Genomic DNA, 19,742 nt, shown 5'->3' on the forward strand with positions numbered 1-19,742 from the left:
GGCATGGCTCCGGGGGCCTTTTTGGCTTTTTTGAATATGTGCTAAAATCCGAGCGTCTCGCCCACAATAATCACCTTGACGCGCCCCTTGACAAGCTGCTGTCCCATCACGACATAATTGCAGCAAATGCGGTCGTCGCTGTGGCAGTCCCGGCATGCGCCGAGTACAGCGCAGGGCGTGCGCGTGCTCAGGCGGATGGCGTTCGCAGGCGCCGCCGTATCGCGCAGACGGGCGCGCGCCGCCTCCAGGTCAGGCACAATCTTGTTGTAGCCGGCCACAACAATCACGCTTTTCGGCCCATAGATCATCGCCGCGACGCGGTTGCCGCGCCCATCGACGTTGTAAAGCTCACCCGCCTCCGTAATCGCGTTGCTGCTGCAAAAGAACGTGTCGCAGCCAAACGTCTGGCGGTATATGTCCTCTGGCTCGGCGCCTTTCGCCTCGCGGTCAAGGAACGTATATCCCCCGGAGCGCAACAGATCCTTGACGCCGCATTCTTCCAGCGTAACCGAGCCGCCGCATGAAACAGTCTGTCCCTCGGGACAGAGCTGTCGGATCAGCGCCACCGCATCGGCGCATGTTTTAGCGTAATAGGCGTCCATCTTGTTGTTTTTCAGATTCCCGATCGTGCGGTCAATGCGTTTTTCAACCACCGCCATCAAATTGCGATCCAACCATTTCCCCTCCTTTTCATACACCACATTTATCCTGCAAAAAAAGAGTGTCCAAATCGCGCGGCGTTTCGGCTACAAAGCGGCAGTCGAGCGCGGCGCGTTCCCTGGAGCCGATCCCAAAGCCATAGGCCGCCGCGATAAAATCGATTCCGACCTCCTGAGCGCCCTGCGCGTCATAGACAGAATCGCCGATCATCACCATCGACGAACGGTCCGCCCAATCAAGGCGGCGCATCGTCCTTCTGATGATGTCGGCCTTGGTTGTCTGGTCGTTTTCATCTGGCGTATTGCCGGTACAGGCGTCAAAGAGGCTCTCTATGCCGAAATGATGCAAAAGCTGTTTGGCCGTCTCCTCCGGCTTGAGCGTCGCAACGGCCGTCTTGACGCCGTTTTGGCGCAGACGCCCAATCAGCTCCGGCAAGCCGTCGTAGACGCGCGAACGATACATGCCGCCCGCCTCGTAATCGTCCCGGAACACAAGCACGGCGCGCTGGGCTTCCTCATAAGACATGCCAATATAGGTCTGAAATGAATAAAGCAGCGGCGGCCCGATGAACCTGCGCAGCACCTCACGGCCTGGCGCCGGCACCCCAAGCTGTCTGAACGCATATTCCAGCGAACGAAAAATCCCCTCCGACGTATCGACGAGCGTCCCGTCGAAATCCCACAGTACAACCTTGTAGCGCATGTCCCTCACCAAGCCTTCGGATTTTTGATAACTCATGATAACAGTATACCACATGCATAAAAGCGATTCAACCGCGCCTGCGCACAGGCCGATCCCAAATTGTTCACAATTTATACTTGATTTTTCAGGACAGGTATATTATAGTATGGTTAGCACTCATACAAAAAGAGTGCTAATTTCATTGGATTTAAAACATTCATATAAAAGGAGTTCTGATGCCATGAAAACAAAGCAATTCAAGGCGGAATCGAAGCGCCTGCTGGAGATGATGATCCACTCCATTTATACGCACCGGGAAATTTTCCTGCGCGAATTGATCTCAAACGCCTCCGACGCGATCGATAAGCTTTACTACCACTCGCTCAACGAAAATATCACGGGCCTGTCGCGCGACGATTTCGCGATCAATCTGTCCATCGATCAGGAAAACCGCACGCTGACAGTCGTTGACAACGGTATCGGCATGAGCCGCGACGAGCTTGAAAGCAATCTCGGTACGATCGCAAAAAGCGGGTCGCTCGCCTTCAAGCAGGAGGAAACCGGCGAACATAAGGACGACATCGATATCATCGGGCAGTTTGGCGTCGGGTTCTATTCAGCGTTCATGGTCAGCTCCTGCGTCACCGTTTACAGCCGTCAGCATGGCGCCGGCGAAGCCTGGAAGTGGGAAAGCCGCGGCGTCGAAGGCTACACGATCGAGCCGTGCGACATGTCCGAGCGCGGAACAAAAATTGTCCTGCGCATCAAGGACAACGAGGGCGAGGACAATTACGACGAATTTCTCGACGCGCACCGCATCGCCGCGCTTGTGCGCCGCTACTCCGACTATATCCGCTATCCGATCCGCATGGATATGCCCAAACGCCGCCTGAAGGAAGGCTGCCCGGAGGACAAGCCGGAATATGAAGATTATACCGAAAACGAAACGCTCAACAGCATGGTCCCGATCTGGCGCAAAAATCGTTCCGAGCTGACGGATGAGGATTACAACAGTTTTTACAAGGAAAAATTCGGCGATTTCGAGGACCCCGCGCTTGTTATCCACAGCAATACCGAAGGGTCCGCGACCTATAACGCGCTGCTGTTTATCCCGGCGCGCGCGCCCTTTAACTATTACAGCCGCGACTATGAAAAAGGGCTTCAGCTCTATGCAAGCGGCGTGCTCATCATGGATAGATGCGCCGATTTGCTGCCGGACTGTTTCAGCTTTGTGCGCGGCCTAGTCGATTCGCAGGACCTCTCCCTCAATATCTCGCGCGAGATGCTCCAGCACGACCGCCAGCTCAAGCTGATCGCCGGACGGCTGGAGAAAAAAATCCATTCCGAGCTGCTTTCGATGCTGCGCAATAAGCGCGAACAGTACGAAGCCTTCTTTAAAAATTTCGGACTCCAGCTTAAATACGGCGTTTACGACGCTTATGGCGCGAAGAAGGATTTGCTACAGGATTTGCTGCTCTTTTATTCATCGAGCGAACAGAAGATGGTCACGCTCGAGGAGTATGTGGGCCGTATGAAGGAATCGCAGAAATATATCTATTATGCCTGCGGCGAAACTGTCGACAAGATCGGCCTGCTGCCGCAGACGGAGCTTCTGCGCGACCAGGGATATGAAATTCTGTATCTGACGGACGACGTGGACGAATTCGCGCTCAAGATGCTTTACAGTTTCCAGGAAAAGCAGTTCAAGTCCGTATCGGATAAGGACCTCGGGTTGGAGGATACGGCCGAACAGGAGGAAACGAAGAAGCAAAACGAGGAAAATAATGATCTGCTGGCCTTTTTATGCGAATCGCTCGGCGGTAAGGTCAAGGAGGTGCGTCTGTCCGGACGCTTAAAATCGCATCCGGTCTGTCTGGCCAGCGACGGGATGCTCTCGCTGGAAATGGAGCGCGTGCTCAACGCCATGCCGAACGACAACAAGGTCAAGGCGGAGCGCGTGCTGGAGATCAACGCGTCACACCCTGTGTTTACCGCAATCCAAAAGCTGTATGCCGATGAAAACAAGCGCGACCGTCTGAAGGAATACGCATCGCTTTTGTATGCGCAGGCGCTTCTGATCGAGGGCATGTCGATTGACGATCCGGTTGCCTTTTCAAATTCTGTATGCAGCCTGATGGCAGAGGAAAACTAGGGCTTGCTTGAAAAAAGACGGGTATTTTGATTTTTCAAACAGCCCCTAAAATCATAATCCAAAAAGCACTTGCATTTTTGGTGTAACATTTCCATTATGAAACCACACCAAAAGGCGGGCGGCAGGTTTGCCGTCCGCCTTTTGGTAAGCGATCCACGCTGGCTGGATTTTGATGCAGCAGCGCGGAAATACTATTAGGACTTGTTCGAAAACAAAGGGAGGCAGCCTTATGAGAATGAATGCAAGCAAGGTCGCTGTCATTGGGGCGGGATTGGTCGGATCGTCCACCGCGTTCAGCCTGCTGACGCAGGGCGTCTGCGATGAAATTCTGCTGGTCGACATCAATCAGGAACGCGCGCACGGCGAGATGATGGATCTGCGCGATGGCATCGACTATCTGGGCCGCAACGTAAAGGTTTCCGTCGGCGATTACAAGGACTGCGGCGACGCCGACATCATCGTGATTACTGCCGGTCCGCCGCCGAAGGAGGGGCAGACGCGTCTCGATTCGCTTGATCTTTCCAAAAAAATCATCGATTCTCTCGTCGGCCCGATCATGGACGCCGGTTTTTCCGGGGTGTTCCTGATCATCTCCAATCCGGTTGACATCATCGCGCAATATGTCTGGAAGCTGTCCGGCCTGCCAAAAAATCAGGTCCTTGGAACCGGTACGGCGCTCGATTCCGCGCGGCTCAAGGCGATGATTGGCGAACTTGTCGGCATCGACCCGCGCAGCGTTCACGCCTATGCGCTCGGCGAGCACGGCGACAGCCAGACCGTCCCCTGGTCACGCGTTACGGTGGGCGGCAAAACCTTTGCGGAGGTTCTGCGCGACAATCCCGGCCGCTTCGAAGGGGTCGACCTCGACAAGCTCGCGCACGACACGGTCAAGGCCGGCTGGGAAATCCTGCGCCGCAAGGGAACCACCTACTACGGCATCGCCACAACTGTAACCTGCATCATCAAGTGTATCCTGCACGATGAAAACCGCATCATTCCCGTTTCCACACTGCTTGAGGGCGAATACGGGGAACACGGCGTCTTTTGCGGCGTGCCAGCCATCATCGGACGCAGCGGCGTCAAGGAGATTGTTCAGCTCCCCTTAACAGAGCAGGAACAGGCAAGGTTCCACGCCTCCACCGATGTGATCCGCAGCTATGTCAAGGATTTATAAAAATCTCCCCAGTAAAAACCTGGATGCATAATCTCTTTCCAACAGGATATCGAAGCAGTATGCGCGCTGGAAAATTCCGGCGCGCATATTGCTTATGTGCCCCGTTTCATATGAGAAATTGTAATGTTTCACCGCAAAAAAGAACGCTTTTTCACATTCAGCCATAAAATAATTGATAGGGAACCGCATCTTCCCGGCCGCCGCCTATCCCACAGCTGAACCGGCCGCCGGTCAAAGCGGAAATTCATCGAAACCGAAAGCGCACATTTTCAGTTCACATTCTCTTGAAACGGGAGGTTATATCCATGAACGACCAACGCTTTGTGCCCAGGCCGCCCTGCTGTCCGCCGGGTTGCTGCTGCGTCGTCCCGATTCCGGGACCGGTGGGGCCGACCGGGCCTGCCGGAATCCAAGGACCAGCGGGGCCGACCGGACCGATGGGCCCCATGGGGCAGGCTGGAATTCAAGGTCCGGCGGGCGCCGCTGGCGCGACCGGCGCAACCGGTCCGGTCGGACCGCAAGGGGTTGTTGGGCCGCAGGGACCACAGGGACCAATCGGTCAGGCGGGCGCGACCGGACCAGCCGGAATCCCTGGAGCAACTGGTCCGACTGGCGCAACTGGTCCGACTGGAGCCACTGGTCCCACCGGCGCCTGCGGAACGCTCCCCTTCCCCGCATCCGGCAATTTTTATTCCCGCACGGCTCAAAGCCTGGACCCCACTGGATATTTTACCCCCATACAGATCCAGACGGACGCGCCCTATTATATGAGATTGGAAAACGATGGGCATACGGTCACACTTCTGCGGACGGGATTTTACGCAGTCGTCTACTCCATCACGCCAATCAACGGAACCAATACCAACGCCGGTGTTGGCGTTCTCCTGCAAAACGGCGCCGTGCCTTCGGCCATTACGGGTTCTGTAAAGCCGATGCTGATCAATGAGGCCTGTGTGAGCGGGAGCTTTCTATATCCTTTTAAAGAAGGGGAGCAAATTTTTTTGGGCGTATATTCGCCAAAAACGGTGCTGCTTCCAGCGTCTCCGCTACAGGCGTGCAATGCGTCGATGACAGTTTTTCAGATTGGGTAAATATCTTTTGGCGAACCCGGCGGGAACAACCGCCGGGTTTTTATCGATTTGTTTTATTTCCATAAAATGATCGTAATTTTACACCATTTGTTCACAAATTTGCATTGCATTTGTCGAAATATGGATGTATTATAGTTGATAAGTATAATGGCCCTTTCAGAGACTGTTGATTGTTACAAGTACATAGGCCAATCTAAAAAAACGGCCGCCTGAAACGATTTCAACCGCGCTCAACAAGGTCAAAAGAGGAGCGTTGACAAACATCCCCCAGCAAACGAAAGCTGTTTTGTCAGCGTCCTCGAAAGGAGAAAAGGAACGTATGGAACTGCAAAAGGGACAAAAGCTAAAGCTGTCCGATTTTTCATCCTCCACACAGGTTGAAATCGTTGTGTCCGCGCAAATCGGCGCGGGCGAGGCGGATTTCACCTGCTTTGGTGTGGACGCCGCCGGCAAAATTTCAGACGACCGCTACTTCATCTTCTATAATCAAAACAGCTCCCCCGACAACGCCATTGTCATGACATCCGGCGCGCAGACCGCCTTTACTGTGCAAACGGATCGTCTGCCGGAGCAGATTCAAAAGCTGGTCATCGCTGTTTCAACCGACGGCGGCCTGATCCGTGACGTTTCCGAGGGGCTTATTTCATTGCGCAGCGGCGGCAATTCGGCCGATTACCGTTTCTCCGGGCAGAGCTTCAGCCAGGAACGCGCTTTGATCCTCTGCGAGCTGTACCGCAAGGACGGAATTTGGCGTTATACGGTTGTTTCCAGCGGTTTTAACGGCGGCCTGGACGCGCTCCTCACACATTTCGGCGGACAGGTTGCCAATCCGCAGCAGACCGCTCCCGCTCCGTCTCCTGCGCCTGCTCCCTCCCCCGTGCCTGCGCCCGTTCCCAAAGTTAACCTGAGCAAGATCAGCCTGAAAAAGAGCGGCGACAGCCACAGGATCAATTTGTCCAAGAACAGCGGTGAATTGCACGTCAATCTGAACTGGAACACGGGACGTAAAAAGCTGTTTGGAGGCGGCGGCGCGATCGATCTCGACCTTGCCTGCATGTTCCGCTTGAAATCGGGTGAACAGGGCGTTATCCAGGCGCTTGGCAATTCGTTTGGCAGCGCCACGCAGATCCCGTTTATCCTGCTGGATCAGGACGACCGTTCCGGGACAAGCGCCAACGGGGAGAATATGTACTTTAAGCGGCCCGAGCTGATCGATTTCGCTGTCGTGTTCGCATTTATTTATGAAGGTACGCCAAATTGGCGTGGTACGAATGCATCCGTTACGATCAAGCAGTCAGGCGCGCCCGATATAGAAATCCAGATCGACAGCCCTGACAGTCGAAACCGTTTCTGCGTTTTTGCCAGCCTGTCGGGAAAAAGCGGCGAGCTGGAGGTAAAGCGCGAGGAACGCTTTTTCCAGGGACACAAGGAAGTAGACGATTTCTACCGTTTTGGATTCCGATGGGTCGCCGGACGCAAATAATGCGCCGGTCGATGATCTGCAAGCTTGGAGGCTGTTTGAAAAAGTAAGATCATATTTTTTCATACAAATCCAGTGAATGGGAGTTCGTAATCTATGAGCAGCAGCCATCCTTTGGGCCAGTGTTTTTTGCCTGTTGAGCAGCGCGTCCCCCAGTCGGCCCGGTTCTATTGTGTGATCGGGCGTGACGCCGGGGGCGCCGTACTCGCGGACCTGCAAGCCTTTTATCAACTGACCCGCAGCGAAGGGCTTTATATACCCGACGGGATTGACAATCCCGTTGAAAGCGAGATCACCCGCTTTTACAGCACCGTGGGGGAGCGGTTTGCTTTCACCAGAGAATTTATTTCACGTCACATTACCATGTGGCTTGGTCAGGTGCGTCCCGCGCAGCGCGACCTCCTGGCCGCGGCGCTGGCAGAGTCTTTGTCGCTGCTCAAAAAACAGGGCAGCAACGACAACATCATCAGAAACGCCTATATCAAGTTCATGTGCTGGCTGCGGTCCCGCTTCGGCCCAGTGCTCATCAAGATCGGCAAACCCTCCCCGCCCAAAATTCTGTTTGAGGGAGATATTTCCAAATACGAAGCGCTGCTGCTGCACGCGTTGCATCTTGCCGGCTGCGATGTCGTTTATGTCGACTTCTGTTCAGACGCGTCCTATCAAAAGGCCGACCCCACCGGCACATATTCCGAACTGGTACGCGGCGCGATTTTGTCCATGCCCCCGCTTCATTTTGCCGCCTGTGCAGGCGGGAACGCCCCGCCCTCTGCGCGTCAAAGGCCAGAGCCGCCCAAAAGCGAGCCGTGTCCGTGGGAGCATATGGCCGATCAGCCGTGTGTCAACACATGGGCCGGCGGCACGCCCCCGACGGAAGCTGTCATGCGTCCCGCCTCACGGCGTGGCGGCGGGCTGTACAGCCTCTTTGCAGTCTGGTTTGGCGCCGACGAGCGCGCCGAATACCGCAACCGGCTGTTTCATCTGAAAGCCGCGCTTGACGGCTCTGCCAAACAATGGCTGCTGCTTGATCAGAATTTGTCCGCGCCGTCTGTCGAGGAAACGGCGCCCTTTCGCGGTATCGATAAGCGCGGCGCGCGCGGCGATTTGATCCGCAGACTGGCTGAGCGACTCGCGCCCTCCTGCGGGCAGGTACGGCGTCTGTCTGTGCAGCGCGCTTTTGCGCAGGCTATGGAGCGCGTTCCCATCCAGGACCTTGTTCGTCTTTTTAATTACGGCGTGCGGCTGGCCTGCTGGATCACACGTTATATGGACAGGCTCTGCGCCGGCAAAACCCCGGATGAAACGCCCGCTGTCGTCCGTTATGGCAGCATCACGGAAACGGAGCTTCCCCTTTTCTGGGTGCTGGCGCAGGCTGGAATCGATGTGCTCTGCTTCTTTCCCGATCCGTCTGTCCGGGATGTATTTACCAGTGCATTTTTGCCCATCATCTGGACAGAGACTCTGTTCAAAAGCCGCCTTCCGGTTGAGCCGTTTCCGACGCGTGAGGAACGTGTGCGCGCCTCAACGGCGGCATACAACGCCTCCCGTGAGCTGGACCAGCTTCTTTACAACGATACCGGCATGTTCCGCGACCGGCAGTTTACCCGTTCGCGCGCTGTTACGCTGCGCGCCACCTACGACGAGGTGTGGCAGCTCTGGCACGAAAACGCACAGTTTCGCCCGTCGTTTGAGGCGAAGGACGGCGTTGTATATGTTCCAAACCTGTTTGTAAAGATCTGCGGTGTGGAAAGGGGCGATATCAACGCCTATTGGAGGCAGATCCGCGGCCTGGTCGGCGAGGATACCTACCTGTTGACGGATATCGCCGCTGACAAATCCTCCGGGATACCGGCAGACGACGTGCAAAAGCGTTGCCTGCATGGGGATAAGCTGGACCCGGTCGCGGTCAAAAAGGAATCTGCTTATGCGTACAGCCATTTGCCGGACGATTTACAGGATTATATTCTGGAAAAAATCCAGGACCTGATCGACTTTCAGATGCTTGCCGGCGGTCAGAGCAATCTGCCCGCCAACATTGTATCCGTTCTTTCCGGGATCAATGTGGAACTGGTACGGCTGATCCAGAATTTTGATTTCACACGTGAGATTCCGAAGGTCGTCTCCGTTGATGTCGACGAAAAAATGTTTTCGCTGAGCAACTGTATTGTTTTGGCGTTTTTAAACCTCGTCGGCTTCGATATTGCAATCTTCACCCCAACCGGCTACAAAAATATTGAACATCATTTGCGTGCGGACTGCTTTGACACGCTGATTGCCGGCGAGTATGAATTCAACCTCACGGTTCCAAAGCTGCAGAGGTCCGACACGCTTTTAGGCCGTTTGTTCGGCCCGGGCAAATCATCATAAAACGGCGGTTCGCACCGCATCTAAAAAGGAGGAGTATCCCATGGCCCTACAGTTCACCCCGCAGCAGAGCGCCCCGCAGGATGGCGGCGCGCCGCAGGTCTATGACGCCGCCGCAAAGCGCGAGGAGCTGGCCCTCACGCTCAAGGGTTCGCAGGAGATCGACCGGCTTGTCAGTCAGATCGCCGTGCATGACCCGCAAACAATTGTCACTTTTGGCGGTGAGGTCGCAGCGGAAATTGCAAAATGCTCCGACACAATTCTGAACAGCATCAACATGAACCAGATCAACGAATCGGGGGCGCTGCTTACAACTCTCGGTAAAATCATGGATAAATTTGACATAGAGGAAATTGCCTCCGACGAGAAAAAGGGCGTGCTTGCAAAGATTTTCGGCGGGATGCAAAAGCAGCTTGATCAGATCCTTGCCAAGTATCACACCATGGGCGAAGAAGTCGACAAGATCTATATCGAGCTGAAAAAATACGAGGCGGAGATCGATGAATCGAACAAAAAGCTTCAGGCGATCTTTACGGCCAATGTGGGCTTTTATCAGGACCTGATCAAATACATCCTGGCTGGCGAGCAGGGACTTGCGGAGATGGACCAGTACCTTTCCCAGATGCAGGCCGATATCGCCGCGCGTCCGGGCGACCATATGCTCCAGCTCGATTTTAGCGCCATGCAGCAGGCGCGCACGATCCTTGAACAGCGCATCCAGGACCTGCGCATCGCAGAAAACGTAGCTATGCAGTCGATCCCGATGCTCCAGTCGATGCAGTTCAGCAACCTCAACCTGATCCGCAAAATCAATTCGGCGTTTATCATCACGCTTCCGGTCTTTAAGCAGGCTTTGACACAGGCTGTCCTGCTCAAACGTCAGAAGATTCAGGCCGAGGCGATGCAGGCGCTTGACGAGCGTACAAATGAGATGCTCCTCAAAAATGCCCGCAACACAGCCGAGCAGGCCAAGCTGACCGCACAGCTTGCTTCCTCAAGCTCTATCAAGGTGGAAACGCTTGAACAGACCTGGCACACGATTGTTGAGGGAATTGAGCAAACACGCCGTATCCAGGATGAAGCCAGCGTGAAACGCCGCGAGGACGCGGTCAAGCTGGAAGCCCTCAAGCAGGATTTTCAAAATCGCCTGCACCAGTGATTGAACCCCATGGCAAAATACCTATTATATAAAGGAGTGTATTTGAATGCCGATCAATCTTTCCAAAGGACAAAAAGTAGATCTGACCAAAGGAAATCCTGGTCTTGACAGCATCCTTGCCGGTCTTGGGTGGGATACCAACCGTTACGACGGCGGTCACGACTTTGACCTTGACGTTTCCGTTTTTATGACAAACGAACAGGGAAAGGTAGATACCGACACCAACTTTGTATTCTATAATAACCCCAGGGACGCGGCGGGCAGCGTCGTCTATTCCGGCGACAACCGTACCGGCGAGGGTGAGGGCGATGATGAAACGGCCAATATCACGCTCAGCAAGGTTCCGGCCAATGTTGCCAAAATTTCCTTCACCGTCACGATCCATGAGGCGCAGGCGCGCGGACAGAACTTCGGACAGGTGTCAAACGCGTACATCCGCATCGTCGATACAGCTAAAAATGAGGAGCTTCTCCGCTACGACCTCGGCGAGGACTATTCGATTGAGACGGCTATTGTCGTGGCCGAGCTGTACCGTCACGGCGGTGAATGGAAATTTGCGGCCATCGGTTCCGGCTTCCAGGGCGGGCTTGAGGCTCTGTGCCGCAACTTTGGTCTGAGCGTCTGATCCCACCCTGTCGCGGCCGTATTGCCGCATAACTCATAACGGAAAGCGAGGCCATCAAATATGGCGATATCACTGGCAAAGGGTCAAAAGATCAATCTGAGCAAGGCGGACGGCTCACAGCTTACCAATATCCTTGTCGGTCTTGGCTGGAAGGAAGTTCAGGCGAGCGGCGGCTTGTTTGGCCTGTTTAAGCAGAAGGTCGACGTCGATATCGACGCGTCTGTCCTGATGCTCGATGCGAGCGGCAAAATCCCAAGCCCCGAGGAGGTCATTTTCTTTAACCACAAGGATCATGCGGCCGGCTGCATCCACCACTGCGGCGACAACCTTGTCGGCGGCAAAATGGGCGGTATGGACGATTCCGAACAGATCCAGGTCGATCTGACCAAAGTACCGCAGGGCATTGAACGGATTGTTTTTGTTGTCAACATCTACGACTGCGTCAAACGCAAGCAGCATTTCGGTATGGTCGAAAACGCGTATATCCGTATCGTCGACCAGGGTTCGCAGGAGACGATCGCCAGCTATAATCTGACTGAGGACTACTCCGGAAAAACGTCGATGATCGTCGGCGAGATTTATCACAAGGACGGGGCATGGAAATTCAACGCCGTTGGCCAGCCCGGTTATGAGCCGGGCTTGAGCGAAATCGTTGCGAAATACAGATAAGCGGGCATGAGAGGAGTTTTAACATGGCAATCAATCTTTCCAAAGGACAAAAGATCAGCCTGAGCAAGGAAGCGCCCAACCTGAAGGTTGCCTTGGTGGGGCTTGGATGGGATATCAAGCAGTATGACAGCGGCGCGGATTACGATCTGGACGCTTCCATCTTCCTGCTCGATGCAAATGGCAAATGCGCGCATGAATCCGATTTTATTTTCTATAACAACCTGTCGGCCAATGGGGTGACGCATTCCGGCGACAACCGCACCGGCGAAGGGGACGGCGACGACGAGGCCATCACCATCGAATTCGATAAGGTCCCCGACTACATCCAGAAAATCGCCGTCACGGTCACGATCTATGATGCGCCTGCGCGCGGACAGAATTTCGGCCAGGTACAAAACGCGTTCGTCCGTCTGGTGGACAAGCAGACCGGTTCCGAGCTGCTCCGCTTCGATTTGGGCGAGGACTATTCGACCGAAACGGCGATCGTATTTGCGGAAATCTACCGTCACAACGGCGAGTGGAAATTCTCCGCAGTTGGTTCCGGCTTCAACGGCGGACTCGAGGCGCTTTGCAGGCAGTACGGCTTGAACGTCTGATGAATGAACGCCCCAGCAGCTGACAAACTACACAAAAAGGCTGATACAAACTTATGCTGTATTTCGACTATCTGTCCGACTGTGATTTGAACAGTCTGTTCTTTAAACCGTCGGAAGCGTTTTTTAAAACTACAGAACGTGAAACGCTGCGGTTGGCTGTGGGCGGACTTTTATACACCCCTGCCTCCAACCGTCAGATCGCCCGTTCCATCATCAATGGGAACATACCAGAGCTTACTTCAATGGCTGTCTGCCTGGAGGACTCTGTCGGGGATGACGACCGTGTGATGTGTGTGGAAAATACGCAAAGGCAGTTTGAGCAGTTGGCCGCCGCGCTCGACAATGGGAGCCTGCCTGAAAACAGGCTCCCATTGTTGTTTATCCGCGTGAAAGACTGCGCCATGCTCGAGGATCTGGCTGATTTCTTTGCTTCACACAGCCGGTTAATCACCGGTGTCATCCTGCCTAAAGCATCGCCGGACGCCCTACGCCGTGCGCTGGCGTTGGCTGCGGATATCGGGCGGCGCGCCTCCGATCCCTTTTATGTCATGCCGATCCTGGAGTCGCGCGATCTGATGGAACGCGACGACCGCATCGCGTTTCTGCGCGAACTGCGCAAAACTGCGGACGGCAGTAATCAAATTCTGAATATCCGCATCGGCGCCACAGACCTCTGCGGACTCTACGGTATCCGCCGCAGTGTGGACACGCCAATTTACAGCATCGCTGTGACAGCCGGCGTCATCGCGGATGTCGTGCGTATTTTTGCTATCGACGACCGGTATACCGTCAGCGGACCGGTATGGGAATATTTCAGCACCTTCGCGCGCGCCTGTGCGCTGCGCCGCAGCGATGAGATCGACGGCCTTCTGCGCGAGGTGCGGCTCGATCTGCAAAACGGCATTCTCGGCAAGACCTGCGTCCATCCGACACAGCTTCCGCTTGTGCAGGCAAGTTATGCCGTGCCCTATGAGCAATATCAGGACGCCTTGGGCATTCTCGGCGGTGACCAGGGCGCTGCCGGCGTGTTGGCAAGTGTCCGGCAGAATAAGATGAATGAACTCAAGCCCCATATGCTCTGGGCGCGCAAACTGCTACAGCGCGCGCATATCTATGGGGTTTATCAGGAGAACACCGATGCCGCCGGCTTCCTGCGTGCGGTATATGGCGGAGAATTTAAAGCATGATTACTTCTTTTACACTTGAAAATAACCTCCAGCTTACGCTGGAATTGGATACACCGCGCTTTGGCCTTTCCCCTGGCGCGCTGTTCGGGCTGGCCGCGCGGCAAAACCCGCAGCGGGCGTTCCTATTTGTCAGCAAGGTGCTCGGAAAGCATCTGCCGATCCGTCCCGGTGCGCTTTTGGCCGCCGGAAAGCTGCTCGCGCTGGCGCTCTCAGGAAAGTCTGGCGGTGAATATTGGGCCTCCATCGTAAACGGCACGGCTGACCCGCCGTTCCAATCGTTATGGGAACGTCTTGAAGCGTCCAGAAGCCCTCTGCCCGCGCAGGAACGCACGCTGTTCATCGGCTTTGCCGAGACGGCGACCGGCCTTGGGCAGGCGGTGGCTGATTGCTTCTCGGGCGAGTCGGCTTATATCAGCACAACGCGCTTTGAACAGGAAAGCGGTGTGCCGCTCTCCTTCGATGAGGCGCATTCCCACGCCAGAACGCATCTGCTTTATCTCGACCCGGACGACGCCTTTTTGCGTGGATGCCGGCGGGCCGTGTTGATCGACGATGAATTCACGACCGGCAATACGGCGTTTCGCCTTGTCGAACGGCTGCACGCCGCTTACGGTATTCGGCGCTTTGCGCTGCTGGCGCTGCTCGACAACAGTTCAGACGGGCAGCGCCGGGCTGTCGAGCAGCGGCTCGGCGTCGAAATTGAGGCGATTTCCCTGCTCAAAAGCCGCATTGTTTCACTCGAAAACGGCGCTACACCAGCTCCCGCTCTCGCCGATCTGACTGGCGCCGCAGGCAGCGCGCCCACGCTGCTGGAGCCGGGCATTTCCCTGCCCGGAACCGGCCGGCGGCTGATGACACAGGAGCGCCTTGCCGCGCTGCGGCGGGCCTGCCGTGCGGTCGCGGATGCAATTGACACAGCGGAGGCAGCGCGCACGCTGTACCTCGGCTCCGGCGAGCTGATCTATGCGCCCGCGCTGATTGCAGGTTTCTGCGGCGGGAGAGCGTTCCACTCCACCACGCAAAGCCCGGTATTTCCGCTGCCAGGGTCGGCCATCGTCTCCGGCGTACGATTCGACCCTGCCGATTGCTACAGCGCCGCCGGCTATTTTTACAATGTCCCGGACGGCGCATATGAATGCGCGTATCTGTTCGCCGAACGCGGCGCGTTTGTCGAGCGCGGCGCGCGGCAATTGACACAATATCTGTCCATGCGCGGTATCAAATCGGTTTCGGTGGTGATGCTATGAACAGGGGGCTGCCCCCTCCGATCGGCAGCTTTTCACAGGACGATGTGATCCTGCTTTTAAAGGACGTCACCGGGCTTGTCGAGGAGCGCGACACGGCGCTGCGCGAGCGGGATATCCAGGCAGGCCGCCACTATTCGGAGGATCTGCCTATCGAACAGGTGCCGAGCGAGGCTTACATGCGTGTTTTTGACCATTTGATGGAGACAAAGGCACGGCAGACCGCGCTATACACGGGGATTGTGACGCGGCTGATTGCCGCGCGCTTTAAACGTCCCGTGCTCGTTTCCCTGGTGCGGGCCGGCGTCCCCTGCGGCGTGCTGATGCGGCGCTATGCCGCGCGTATGCTTGGGCGCGACTTTTTGCACTACAGCGTCAGCATCATCCGCGGTAAGGGTTTTGACGAAAACGCCATCCGTCTGATTCTAAGGCGGCATCCCGGGCAGGAAATCGTGTTTGTGGACGGCTGGACCGGAAAGGGCATGATCACCACGCAGCTTGAGGAGTCCTGCCGCGCTTTCAACGAGCGAAACGGCACGGCGCTGCGTCCGACGCTGGCTGTCCTGGCCGACCCGGCGCACTGCTGCTCACTGTACGCCACACGGGAGGACTTCATCAATCCGTCCTGCTGTCTCAACAGCACAATCTGCGGCCTGATCAGCCGTTCCGTGCACAACCGTTCGATCATCGGGCCGGAGGACTTTCACGGCGCGCGCGTTTATCATGAATTCGCCGCGATCGATCAGACGGCCCGTTATCTTGACACGGTGTCGTCGTGGTTCTCCCGCCTCGACAACGAAATCTCAGCGGCCGCCGGCGCTTTGGATGCGCCGCCGCCCGACTGGCGCGGAATGCAAGCCGTCCGGAAAATCGGGGCTGTATTCGGTATCGCGGATATCAATCGCATCAAGCCGAGCATCGGCGAAACGACGCGCGTGCTGCTGCGCCGCGTTCCAGACCGCATTCTGCTGCGCGAGCCTGCGCATCCCGACACCGAGCATATCCGGCTGTTGGCGCAGGAAAAGGGCGTCCCCGTCTGTGTTTATCCTGATATGCCCTACCTGTGCTGCGGGCTGATCGCGGACCGGAGGGAGGGACGCCTATGATCTTCTCCACGGATCTCGACCATACGCTGATTTTTACAGAGCGCCATTTGCGGGGCGGCGCGCCTGTTACTGCTGTGGAACATCGGCTCGGGGAGGCGTTTTCCTATATGACACCGAGGGCGCTGGCGTCTCTGCGGCGGATACAGAAAAACGCAGTCTGCCTCATCAACACGCTGCGCGGATACGAACAGGCCATGCGCGTCTCATTTGTCCGCGATGCAAGCTGCCGGTATCTGGCGCTGCAAAATGGGCTGTACCTTTATCATGACGGAGTACCAGACACGGATTGGGCCGCGCACGTCGCGCGGACTGTGCGGGCGCTGCCGCTTGATCTCGGCGGAGCGGCAGGACAGGTTCTGGACGGTCTTGCCGGGATCGAGTGTTTGTCGAAACGCTATGAATATCTTGCCGTTTTTTTCGTCGACGAGAGGCGCTTTGACGACGCAGCATGCGGCCAACTGGCACAGTCGCTCTCCGAAAGCGGCTGGGAGCTGTTCCGGGAGCGAAAAAAGCTGTATCTTTCCCCGCTTGCAATCGACAAAGGGGCTGTCCTGAGATATGTCCGTATGCTGGAGGACGGAGATGAAGCCGTCGGCTTCGGCGATTCCTGGTTCGATCTGCCGATGCTCAAGGCATGCCGCCACGCTTACGCGCCTGGAGAAAGCGCCCTCGCTTCCCTGCCATGCGCCTTCCCGATTTTCTTTTCTGAGCGTCCCGCGCAGGCCGGCTCCGAGGAAATCCTCGATCGAATTCTCAAAACCTGTATGATCCCCCATCGGGGCGACAAATAAATGATTGGAGTATCATGTATGCTGAATCGACATGAAATCAATGCTCTCACGGATGAGCAGGCGGAACAGAGCCGAAAGCAGTTTGGCAGCAATGCCCTGACGCCTCCGGAACAAACGTCATTCTGGCGCGAACTGTGGGACACGTTTCGCGGCGACGCGCTTGTGCGGATTTTAACCGTCGCGCTCGTCATCACGATCCTGTTTGCTATCTTTGGCGTCGGCGACTGGCTGGAGGCGGTTGGCATCGCGATCGCTGTCGTGCTGGCCACAACAGTTTCCACATACAGCGAATATTCCAACAACCAGCTTTTCCAAAAGCTGCAGGACGAATATTCAAAAATCCTCTGCAAAGCGTTCCGACGCCGCGACGGTTTGGTACAGGTCTGCGACCTGCAAATCGACGACATCGCAACCGGTGATTTTGTCCTTTTGCAGGCTGGCGACAAGATCTGTGCCGACGGCGTTCTGGTCGACGGCGACATCAAGGTCAACCAGGCAAGCTTAAACGGTGAAAGCGAGGAAGCGAGCAAGACGGCTGCCGAATCCGATTACGTCTATGACGCCGAACAGATCGATTTTCTGGACAAGCATAAGGTCTATCGCGGCTCTGTCGTGACAAACGGCGAGGCCATCATGCAGGTGAAATGTGTCGGCGACAAATCCCAGTTCGGCCGCCTCGCGCAGGAACTCAAGGAGGACGAGGAGCGCGAATCGCCGCTTAAGGTCAAGCTGGGCAAGGTGGCCGATGCAATCTCCAAATTCGGATATCTCGGCGGTACGCTCATTGCCATCGCCTTTATGGTCAACTGTATCTTCTTTAATCCGACGCTGCTGCCGGGTGCGGCGACGTATTTTTCCGCCGCCAACGTGATGCAGATTCTGCGCGATCTTGTTTCGTCTGTAACGCTTGCCGTCGTCATCATCGTCGTGGCTGTTCCGGAGGGCCTGCCGATGATGATCGCGCTTGTATCGGGGCTAAACATGAAAAAGCTTCTCAAAGACAATATCCTGATCCGGAAAATAGACGGCGCGGAGACGGCTGGAAGCCTCAACATCCTGTTTTCAGACAAGACCGGCACAATCACCAAGGGCGCCTTACAGGTGGTAAGCTTTACCTCCCCTGAAGGGAATGATTTCCAGTCATTTGAAGCAATCCCGGAGCAGCTCCGCGAAATGCTGCTCATCAACATCTGCGGAAACACGAACGCCATCGCGCTGGTACGCAACGGCCATCTCCAGGTGACCGGTGGAAACGCCACCGAACGCGCCCTTCATGAATTTGTGGGCGTAGACGGCACGCTCACCTATGAAACCTATAAACTTGAATGCAGCGATTCGCTGATGTTCAACAGTTCCAACAAATATTCCGCGAGCGTGCTGCGCGGCAAGCTTAACCGCGCCATCATCAAGGGCGCCCCGGAAAAGCTGCTCGGCTTCTGCACCGCCTATTACGGCGAGGATTTAAAGCCGCATCCGATGACGGATGAAGTCCGCACCCGCCTTGAAGCGCGCATGTCCGAGCTGTCGGAAAAAGCCATGCGCGTGCTTGCTTTCGCCACTTCTGACAACGGCATCGGCGATTCGCTTTTGCAGGATATGACGTTTGCCGGACTCGTCGGTATCCGTGACGAGCTGCGGCCTGAAGCGGTCGAAGCGATCCACACCGCTAAAAAAGCCGGCATCCAGGTCGTTATGGTCACAGGAGACAAAAAAGAAACCGCCGCCGCGATTGCGCGCGACGCGGGGCTGATCGATTCGCCGGACGATGTGGCGATGACGAGCGACGATCTGGCAAAGCTTTCCGATGACGAGCTGAAAAATGTGCTGCCCCGCCTGCGTGTGGTGGCGCGCGCCCTTCCGACGGATAAAAGCCGCCTTGTGCGTATTTCCCAGGAAAAGAACCTTGTGGTCGGCATGACCGGCGACGGCGTCAACGACGCGCCCGCCCTGAAAAAAGCGGACGTCGGTTTTGCGATGGGTTCCGGTACCGAGGTTTCTAAGGAGGCCGCGGAAATCACGATTTTGGACGACAACTTTAATTCCCTTGTTAAAACAGTGCTTTATGGCCGCACCATCTATAACAATATCCGTAAATTTATAGTATTCCAGCTTACGATCAATATCAGCGCCGTTTTGATCGCGCTGATCGGTCCGTTTATTGGAATGGGCACGCCGCTTTCCGTTACGCAGATGCTTTGGGTCAATATCGTTATGGATACCCTGGCCGCGCTCGCACTCGGCGGAGAGCCGCCGTTGGCGCGTTATATGAACGAAAAGCCCAAGCGCCGCGACGAATCGATCATCAGCAAAAACATGTGGTCGTCGCTGATCGTTGTTGGAATTTATCTCACGGCGGCGAGCCTGATCTTTTTGCAGGTGCCGTTCTTCAAGACGCTGTTCCGTGAGGACGGTCTGATGGTCTATAATGGCAGCGATATCTATTTTATGACCGGTTTCTTCTGTTTCTATGTATTCAGTGCCATGCTCAACGGCTTCAATGCGCGCACGGATAAACTGAATATATTTGACAATATCTCCGGAAATAAAATGTTTTTGTATGTCATGGGGCTGATCGTTGCAGTTCAGGTCCTTATGACCTTTATAGGCGGTTCGATCCTGCGTACCGCGCCGCTCACGCTGAAGGAATGGGGCGTTGTGATCCTGCTTTCACTGATCGTTCTGCCGGTCGGCACTATCCGTAAGCTGATCTTTCCGGCAAAAGCGGAATAACGCTTTGCCACAACCAATTTAGGCCCTGTGTGA

General features: G+C 55.7%; 15 protein-coding genes and 1 pseudogene. 14 read left to right on the plus strand and 2 right to left on the minus strand.

Going from position 1 to position 19,742, the window contains the following annotated elements:
- Nucleotides 1-41: 41 nt before the first annotated feature.
- Complete coding sequence (locus tag FMM72_RS02640) at nt 42-674, minus strand: lactate utilization protein (protein WP_160209225.1); 633 nt, start codon at nt 672-674, stop codon at nt 42-44.
- 16 nt (nt 675-690) lie between these two features.
- Nucleotides 691-1,398, minus strand: a complete 708-nt coding sequence (locus FMM72_RS02645) for an HAD hydrolase-like protein (RefSeq protein WP_162220499.1) — start codon at nt 1,396-1,398, stop codon at nt 691-693.
- A 184-nt stretch (nt 1,399-1,582) separates the two neighbouring features.
- Between FMM72_RS02645 and htpG the strand changes: the two genes are divergently transcribed.
- The 14 genes and pseudogenes from htpG (at nt 1,583) to FMM72_RS02715 (ending at nt 19,709) form a co-directional block, all read left to right on the plus strand.
- Entirely contained in the window at nt 1,583-3,493 is a 1,911-nt protein-coding gene (gene htpG, locus FMM72_RS02650) for a molecular chaperone HtpG (protein ID WP_162220500.1), read from the plus strand.
- 229 nt (nt 3,494-3,722) lie between these two features.
- Nucleotides 3,723-4,667, plus strand: a complete 945-nt coding sequence (locus FMM72_RS02655; protein WP_162220501.1) for an L-lactate dehydrogenase — start codon at nt 3,723-3,725, stop codon at nt 4,665-4,667.
- Nucleotides 4,668-5,020: 353 nt separating this feature from the next.
- Nucleotides 5,021-5,326 (plus strand): annotated as a pseudogene (locus tag FMM72_RS17575) (hypothetical protein); the annotation flags it as partial.
- Between the two features lie 751 nt (nt 5,327-6,077).
- Nucleotides 6,078-7,241, plus strand: a complete 1,164-nt coding sequence (locus FMM72_RS02665; protein WP_162220502.1) for a TerD family protein — start codon at nt 6,078-6,080, stop codon at nt 7,239-7,241.
- 93 nt (nt 7,242-7,334) lie between these two features.
- Nucleotides 7,335-9,605 carry a YceG family protein gene (locus FMM72_RS02670; protein ID WP_162220503.1) on the plus strand — a complete coding sequence of 757 codons (2,271 nt, stop codon included), beginning with the start codon at nt 7,335-7,337 and terminating at the stop codon, nt 9,603-9,605.
- Between the two features lie 40 nt (nt 9,606-9,645).
- The gene (locus tag FMM72_RS02675) at nt 9,646-10,761 is read left to right on the plus strand and encodes a toxic anion resistance protein (protein WP_160209232.1); all 1,116 of its coding nucleotides are present in this window, start codon (nt 9,646-9,648) and stop codon (nt 10,759-10,761) included.
- Between the two features lie 46 nt (nt 10,762-10,807).
- Complete coding sequence (locus FMM72_RS02680; protein ID WP_160209233.1) at nt 10,808-11,386, plus strand: TerD family protein; 579 nt, start codon at nt 10,808-10,810, stop codon at nt 11,384-11,386.
- A 60-nt stretch (nt 11,387-11,446) separates the two neighbouring features.
- Nucleotides 11,447-12,055 (plus strand): TerD family protein, encoded by a 609-nt coding sequence (locus tag FMM72_RS02685; RefSeq protein WP_160209234.1) that lies wholly within the window; start codon nt 11,447-11,449, stop codon nt 12,053-12,055.
- A 23-nt stretch (nt 12,056-12,078) separates the two neighbouring features.
- A complete protein-coding gene (locus FMM72_RS02690; RefSeq protein WP_160209235.1) occupies nt 12,079-12,651 on the plus strand; it encodes a TerD family protein in 573 nt (190 codons plus the stop codon).
- 53 nt (nt 12,652-12,704) lie between these two features.
- On the plus strand, nt 12,705-13,838 hold the full coding sequence (locus FMM72_RS02695; protein WP_162220504.1) for an HpcH/HpaI aldolase/citrate lyase family protein: 1,134 nt from the start codon (nt 12,705-12,707) through the stop codon (nt 13,836-13,838).
- Nucleotides 13,835-15,085, plus strand: a complete 1,251-nt coding sequence (locus tag FMM72_RS02700; RefSeq protein WP_162220505.1) for a phosphoribosyltransferase domain-containing protein — start codon at nt 13,835-13,837, stop codon at nt 15,083-15,085. Before FMM72_RS02695 ends, FMM72_RS02700 begins: the two co-directional genes overlap by 4 nt.
- Entirely contained in the window at nt 15,082-16,188 is a 1,107-nt protein-coding gene (locus FMM72_RS02705; protein ID WP_162220506.1) for a cysteine protease StiP family protein, read from the plus strand. Before FMM72_RS02700 ends, FMM72_RS02705 begins: the two co-directional genes overlap by 4 nt.
- Nucleotides 16,185-16,979: a hypothetical protein gene (locus FMM72_RS02710; RefSeq protein ID WP_162220507.1), complete on the plus strand. Its 795-nt coding sequence runs from the start codon at nt 16,185-16,187 to the stop codon at nt 16,977-16,979. Before FMM72_RS02705 ends, FMM72_RS02710 begins: the two co-directional genes overlap by 4 nt.
- An 18-nt stretch (nt 16,980-16,997) precedes the next feature.
- Nucleotides 16,998-19,709, plus strand: a complete 2,712-nt coding sequence (locus FMM72_RS02715; protein ID WP_243157699.1) for a calcium-translocating P-type ATPase, PMCA-type — start codon at nt 16,998-17,000, stop codon at nt 19,707-19,709.
- Nucleotides 19,710-19,742 lie beyond the last annotated feature (33 nt).

Origin of the sequence: Anaerotruncus colihominis, from assembly GCF_010206195.1 — a bacterium.
Classification (GTDB): domain Bacteria; phylum Bacillota; class Clostridia; order Oscillospirales; family Ruminococcaceae; genus Anaerotruncus; species Anaerotruncus colihominis_A.